The 231-nt window shown below is 57.6% G+C and carries 1 protein-coding gene; it reads left to right on the forward strand.

Annotation, left to right across the window (positions count from 1 at the left end):
• Window positions 1–231 (forward strand): IS3 family transposase (locus RRF55_RS28140; protein ID WP_439419320.1); only part of this gene is annotated, 231 nt, incomplete at both ends.

Consider the following 231-nt stretch of genomic DNA (forward strand, 5'->3'; position numbering starts at 1 on the left):
ATGCAGAGCAGAACCGTTTACCACTGGCAGAGCCGGCGGGATGATCGGGCGATAACCCTGCGTATCCGGGAAATAGCGGAAACCCGGATCCGCTACGGTTGCCCGCGTATTCATATTCAGCTGCGGCGGGAAGGCTGGCCTGTTAACCACAAGAAAACACACCGGATTTACTGTCTGGAAGGCCTCAACCTGCGCAAAAAGCGCCCCCGCAGGCATGTCAGTGCAGCACAT

The sequence above is a fragment of the Klebsiella sp. K47 genome (genome assembly GCF_051858335.1).
Lineage (GTDB): Bacteria > Pseudomonadota > Gammaproteobacteria > Enterobacterales > Enterobacteriaceae > Klebsiella > Klebsiella pneumoniae.